At 64.2% G+C, this 6,362-nt stretch carries 6 protein-coding genes; all 6 read right to left on the reverse strand.

Annotation, left to right across the window (positions count from 1 at the left end; genetic code table 11):
* On the reverse strand, positions 1-915 hold the full coding sequence (locus tag AB4Z48_RS37450; RefSeq protein ID WP_441623460.1) for an SMP-30/gluconolactonase/LRE family protein: 915 nt from the start codon (positions 913-915) through the stop codon (positions 1-3).
* A gap of 17 nt (positions 916-932) precedes the next feature.
* Entirely contained in the window at positions 933-2,198 is a 1,266-nt protein-coding gene (locus AB4Z48_RS37455) for an MFS transporter (RefSeq protein WP_441623462.1), read from the reverse strand.
* A gap of 153 nt (positions 2,199-2,351) precedes the next feature.
* A complete protein-coding gene (locus AB4Z48_RS37460; RefSeq protein WP_441623464.1) occupies positions 2,352-2,765 on the reverse strand; it encodes a cupin domain-containing protein in 414 nt (137 codons plus the stop codon).
* Positions 2,766-2,793: 28 nt separating this feature from the next.
* Positions 2,794-4,164 carry an NAD-dependent succinate-semialdehyde dehydrogenase gene (locus AB4Z48_RS37465; RefSeq protein WP_441623466.1) on the reverse strand — a complete coding sequence of 457 codons (1,371 nt, stop codon included), beginning with the start codon at positions 4,162-4,164 and terminating at the stop codon, positions 2,794-2,796.
* A 68-nt stretch (positions 4,165-4,232) separates the two neighbouring features.
* Positions 4,233-5,210 carry a tripartite tricarboxylate transporter substrate binding protein gene (locus AB4Z48_RS37470; protein ID WP_441623468.1) on the reverse strand — a complete coding sequence of 326 codons (978 nt, stop codon included), beginning with the start codon at positions 5,208-5,210 and terminating at the stop codon, positions 4,233-4,235.
* Between the two features lie 77 nt (positions 5,211-5,287).
* Complete coding sequence (locus AB4Z48_RS37475) at positions 5,288-6,082, reverse strand: SDR family NAD(P)-dependent oxidoreductase (RefSeq protein ID WP_441623470.1); 795 nt, start codon at positions 6,080-6,082, stop codon at positions 5,288-5,290.
* Positions 6,083-6,362: the final 280 nt, after the last annotated feature.

A 6,362-nucleotide genomic window follows, 5' to 3' on the forward strand; every position in this document is an offset into this window, starting at 1 on the left:
TCACTGGCAGAACATCCGCTTCCCGGGCACATCCAGCTCCGCCTTCAGCACGGTGCCGGAACTCGATTCCGTAATGAAGAGCGTGCGGTTTCCCTCGCCACCGTAGGCAACGTTGGTCGTGTGGTCTCCCACCGCCGACGTGATGCGGTGCACCGGCTCGCCCCGCGCGTCGACCACCCAGACCGAGCCCATGCCGGTATGCGCGATGGCCAGACGGCCCTGCTCGTCCAGCGCGAGGCCGTCGGGTCCCGTGCCGCCAGAAAGCTGCACGAAGGTCCCGACCTTGCTTACCGTGCCATCGCGCATGAACGGCACCCTCCACACGGCGTTCGCACGCGTGACCGCAAGGAAGAGGACGGATTCATCCAGGTTCATCACCAGCCCATTTGGGCTGGGGATGCGCTCCAGCACGCATTCAAGCCGCCCTTGCCGGCTGTACCGGAACAAGCGCCCACTCGGGTCTTGATAGCCCGACAGGCCCTGGTCAGTGAAGTAAAGGTCGCCGTTGGCCGCGAAGAACAAGTCGTTGACTGCCCTGAAGCGCTCGGCATAGTGTCGCTCCAGCAGTGGACTCACGACCCTCGTCTCGAGGTCGAGCACCATGATGCCGTGTTTGTAGTCGGCGATATAGGCAAGTCCGTCCCGGCCCAGCGCCAGCCCGTTGGGCCAGCCGTCGTACTGCACGATGGTCTCGCATTCGGCAGAAGGCGAGAAGCGGACGATGCGCCCATTCGGCGCGTCCACGCAGTACAGGTTGCCATCGTTGTCGAAGCTCGGGCCTTCCAGCAAAGACCGGGTTGGAATGCCGTGCGGCTGGCTACCTTCCCAGGCTGCGGCCATTCCAGGGCTGGACGGTGCCTCGGGAAGACGCGCGAACGGTGTAGCCTCGGTTATCGGGGGGGGAGCAAAGAACATCACGTTTCTCCTACATGCTATCCATGGAACACGCGTGCTCCCGCCTCACGGCCGGCCCGCGCATCCGCGCACCGCGCCTCACCGATGCGCCTGCGCGTGGCAACTTGCGATACCAGCGCCCCGACCAGCAGCAACACCCCGGCCGCGGCGAAGGCATAGTTGTACGAATCGGTTGCGGCAACCAGGTAGCCGGTCACGATGGGCGCCAGGATACCGAACACGTTTCCGCCGGCGATGGCGATGCTGTTGGCTTTGCCGGCATCCGCAGCATGGTCGAGCAGGTCGTTGGCAAGTGCCATGTTCAGCGAGATCGCCGTCGCGATGCCGGTCAGGGACACGGCCAGCAGCAGTACGATGACCCAGATATTGCTCACGAACGGTGCCGCAAGAATAACGGAAGAGCACAGCAACATGGCGCCGATCATGGGCCTGCGCTTCCCGGTCTCAGCCTCGCCAGGCCTGAGGAGCTTATCGCTGATGCGGCCCAGCAGCATGCCAAACAATACTGCGCAAGCGTACGGCAATGCGGTATAGATGGCGGCGTCCTTGATGTTCATGCCCTTGGTTGCCTGCAAGTAGCTGGGAAGCCACGTCAGGAACAGGTACTGGGTGTACACCGCGCAACCCTGCGTCACGGCGATGCCCCACATGCTCGTGGACCTCAGCAGGCCCTTCAGGCCGACGCCCGGGTCTGGCGTCGCTGCCATCGCCGGGGCCGCCGCGGTAGTAGTGGCCTGCGGCGCGGAATTGCGGAACCAGATCATCCACGGCACAAGCCAGACGAGCCCGATGGCGCCTGCCAGCATGAATGCGACGCGCCAACTGACGACGGATACCAGCCAGCCGATGAAGAGCGCGCCAACTGCCGGACCGGCGTACGCGCCGCTATTGAAGATGGTGGTGGCGAAGCCCCGGTTCTGCGTGGGCACCTGTTCGCGGATGAACTTGTTGGCGCACGGATAGCTGGTCGCTTCACCCGCGCCCATGACCAGACGCGTGGCGAAGAGCGCATGGAAGCTTCCCACAAGCCCGGTGAGCACGGTGGCAATCGACCAGACGCCCATGCCCCCCACGCAGACGCCTTTCGCCCCATACTTGTCAGCGAGGATGCCGGCCGGTATCAGGCAGAGCAGGTAGGTCCAGAGGAATGACGAGAAAAGATAGCCCATCTCGACCGGGCTCAACTGGAACTCGGCCGCGATCGGCCTGGCGGCGACAGAGAGCGCCACACGGTCCAGGTAGTTGATCAAGGCCATGGTGAACAGCAGCAGATACACCGCCACCAGGCTTCGAGAGGTTGAGGATTTCACGATGTCTCCGGTTCTTGTCTTCCGCCGTGGTCCAGGCCGGCGGTGTGCTCCCATCGAACGCCAGCGCGTGTTTCCCGGGAGGCAGGCGCCCGGGATGCAGGGCGCCTGTGCGGAACTGCAATCGCGCTAGCCGTTGTGCTCCGCGGCGATGGGGCGGGTCTCGCCGGTCTCCACAAGGGTGCGGCTCGCGTCCGTCGAGCCATAGATCCACAGGATCTTCATGGGCGCCGTCGCCGACGCATTGCGGAAGCGATGCGGCACGTTCGGGGGAATGAAGGTGGCATCGCCCTTCTTGACGGGGATCGATTGCCCATCGATGTCGAAGATGGCCTCGCCGTCGATCAGCACAACGCTTTCCTCGGCATTGTGATGATGAAAGGGAATCTCGGCGCCCCCGCCGAACTCGGTATAGCCAGTGATGAAGGCCGTGGCGCCCGCGCCCTTCCCTACCAGTGGTGTCGTGCGGGCGCCGCCGCCGCGGTCATGTGTCTTGATGGCGTCGGACTGCAGCAGCACGGCATTGGATTCAGTCTTGATCATGGCATAGCCTCGAAAATGAAGAAAAAGTTCAGTGGGCAGGGCCGACCCACACCGTCTTGATGTTGGTGAACTCGCGGATGCCGAACTCACCGAGCTCGCGGCCGTAGCCGGATTGCTTGACGCCACCGAAGGGCAATCGCGGATCGGAGGCAACCAGGCCGTTGACGAATACCGCGCCCGCCTCGATGCGCCGGGCCAGCGCGTGGGCCCGCTCCAGATCGCCGGTCCACAGCGCCGCGCCCAGGCCAAACTCGGTGGCATTCGCCACCGCAATTGCTTCGTCAACGCTGCCGACCCGGATGACGGCCGCGGCAGGTCCGAACGTTTCCTCCACTGCCGCGGCCATGCCCGGTGTGACCCGGTCCAGAATGGTGGGCGCGTAGAAGAAGCCTGGCCCGTCGATCGGATGGCCGCCCAGCGCGACCACCGCGCCCGCGCTGACAGTGCGCTCCACCTGTGAATGCAGATCGCTGCGCAGATTGGCTCTGGCCAGGGGGCCCACGGTTGTGCTGCGGTCCATCGGGTCACCGACCGCCAGCAAGCGCGTGCCGGCGCAGAAGGCGGCAACGAAGCGGTCCGCGACGGCGTCTTCCACGATGAAGCGCTTGGCAGAAATGCAGCTCTGGCCCGTGTTCGAGAAACGCGCCTTCACGGCCATCCTGGCGGCGGCCTCCACGTCCGCGTCGGCCAGCACGATGAACGGGTCGGAGCCGCCGAGTTCCAGGACCTGCTTCTTCATCAGGCTACCGGCCTGGGCAGCGACCAGCTTGCCAACGGCCGTCGAGCCGGTAAGCGTCACCGCCGCGACGCGTGGGTCAGCCAGGACGCCGGCCACCTCCGACGCGTCGATCATCAAGGTGGAGACCAGGCCGTCATGCGCGCCCGCCTCCCGAAAGACCTCCGCCAGCGCGAGCGCGCATTGCGGCACGTTGTTGGCATGCTTGAGCAAGGCCGCGTTTCCCGCGGCGAGTGCGGGGGCGGCAAAGCGAATGAACTGCCAGAACGGGTAATTCCAGGGCATCACCGCCAGGACCACGCCCAGCGGGTCGAACACCACGCGGCTGTCCGCCGCATTGCTGGGAATCTGGACATCGGCCAGGAAGCCTGCCGCGGATTCGGCGTAGAAGTCGCAAGTCATCGCCGACTTGTCAATTTCAGCCTCGGCTTCCGCGAGCGGCTTGCCCATCTCGGCGGTGATCATGGCCGCATACTGCGCCCGATTGCGGCGAAGCACCGCGGCCACTTCCGCCAGAAGCGCGCATCGCTCGCGCACCGACCGCGTGCGCCACGCCTGTTGGGCCTGCGCCGCGCCTTGCAGCTTGCGCTCGACATCTTCCGGGCGATCGAGCAGGTAGCGGCCGAGTTCCGCACCCGTGGAGGGATTGACTGAAACGATCATTGGTATATTGGTAGCAGGTTGTTCGGCGAACGTAGCCTCGCCTTGGCATGGCTGCGTTCGCGCAAGGATCAGATGGGTTCGCTGGACAGCACCTTGCGCCGGATCAGTTCTTCAAGCGTGCCGGCGTCCTTTTCCAGTCTCGCCTTGAATACCTCGGGCGTGCTGTTCACGACGTCGAACCCGTTCTGGGCGAAACGCTTGGCGAGTTCCGGGTTGCGCATCACTTCCGAGGTGGCCGCCACGATCTTGTTCCGCGTCTCCGCCGGCAGGCCGCTGGGGGCGACCAGGCCGACCCACGTGGGATACTCCAGCCCCGGGATGGACTCGCTCATCGTGGGGATACCCGGCAACAGGGCAGACCGCTTGGACGAGCCCACGGCGATGGCGCGGACCTTGCCCGACTGGATATGCGGGAGCAGCACCGATACGCCGGCGAAGGCGAAATCGATATGTCCTCCCAGCAGGTCTGTGATCATCGGGGCCGCGCCCTTGTAGGGAACGTGAGTCGTCTTGAGCCGGCGCGCCAACGCCATCTGCGCGCTGTTCACGTGCCCTGCGGATGCCAGCCCCGAGGTGCCGTAGGTCGTGCCCGGATGGGCTTTCAGGTACGAGATCAACTCTTCCAGGTTCTTCACGGGGAGATCGCCCCGGGTGACCAGGATCTGCGGCGTCGTCACCAGCAGGTTGAGGTAGTCAAACGACTTGAAGGTGTCGTACCGCAGGCCTTTCATGATCTGGTAGTTGGCGGCTTGCGTATCGAGCGCCAGCATCAGCGTATAGCCATCGGGCTTGGCTCGGGCGGTCTCCGCCGCGCCGATGGATCCACCGGCCCCCGGCTTGTTCTCGATCACGATGGGTTGCCCGAGCTTCTCGCCGAGCGCCACGCTGATGATGCGCGCGGTCTGGTCGACAGCGCCGCCGGCCGCGAACGGCACGATCAGCCGAATCGGCTGGTGCGGGTACGCCTGCGCAGAAGCCAGTGCACTGGCGCAGGCGCATACAGCGAATGCCGCGGCCTTGAACAGCCGCCGGTAGGGGGATGCCATCTTTGTCTCCTGTCTTTTTGGTCTGGTCTGTCCTGCGTCCGCAAGCGCCTTTGCCCGGCCGGACGTCGATGCCTGGATCAGGGCGTGCTGGCGATCAGGCCGCCGTCGATGACGATCTCGGTGCCCGTGACGTAGCGGCTCTCATCGGCCGCCAGGAAGAGGGCGGCATGGGCCGTGTCCCAGGCATCGCCCATGTGTTTCATCGGGATCTGGTTGTTTCGGCGGGCGAGGAAGCCAGCCGGATCGCCCTGTGCGTACTTCTGGACCAGGTTGTCTAGCAGCGGCGTTTGCATCAGGCCGGGCACCACGCAGTTCAGGCGGATACCCTCCGCAGCGTGAATCACGGCTGTCGTCTTCGTGAACTGGATCAGCGCAGCCTTGGCCGCGGCGTAGGCGACCTGGGGCTTGCCCACGTAGCGCAGGCCGGCAACCGAAGACACGTTGATGACTGAGCCGGCGCCTTGCTTGCGCATGACGGGCAGCACATGCTTGCATGCGAGGAACGCACCCTTCAGGTTCACCTCGATCTGCGCATCCCAGACGGCTTCCGTCATGTCTACCGGACCGCCAGGCTGCGACAAGCCGACGTTGTTGACCAGGATGTCGATGCGCCCGTGCAGCTCAAGGCAGGCGTTCACCGCGCGCTCCACGTCTTCGGCCCTGGTGGAATCGCAGCGCACCACCGTTGCCCGGTTTCCTTCTTCCTCGATGCGCTTGCGCGTGTCTTCCGCGTTCTCCAGGTTCAGGTCGGTGCCAAAGAACGCGGCACCCTGGCGGGCCATGAGAACCGCCATGGTCCTGCCATTGCCCCAGCCTTGTGCCACGGAGCCACATCCCATGATCAGGGCAACCTTGTTTGTCAGTTTCAACATTCCACTTATCTCCTTGTACGGGCCTTGGGCGGCAACACCGCCGACGTTGGGGCGAATCGTAAGCAGCGGCGATTGATAAGTGAAATTCTTTATTTCTATCCAATGATAGAATGAAGGAATGAATTGCCGGCACTAGTACAACATCCCGTAAATAGCTTGAATAAATAATCGCCTCGGATATCATGGCGGGATGAGTCGAGGCCGCCATGCAACGCCAGTGAAGTTGGCGAAGAAAGAAAGACAGGAACTGTTATCGCTGATCGAGCGCAAGACGGCGCCG

Origin of the sequence: Cupriavidus sp. 2TAF22, assembly GCF_052115045.1 — a bacterium.
GTDB lineage: Bacteria > Pseudomonadota > Gammaproteobacteria > Burkholderiales > Burkholderiaceae > Cupriavidus.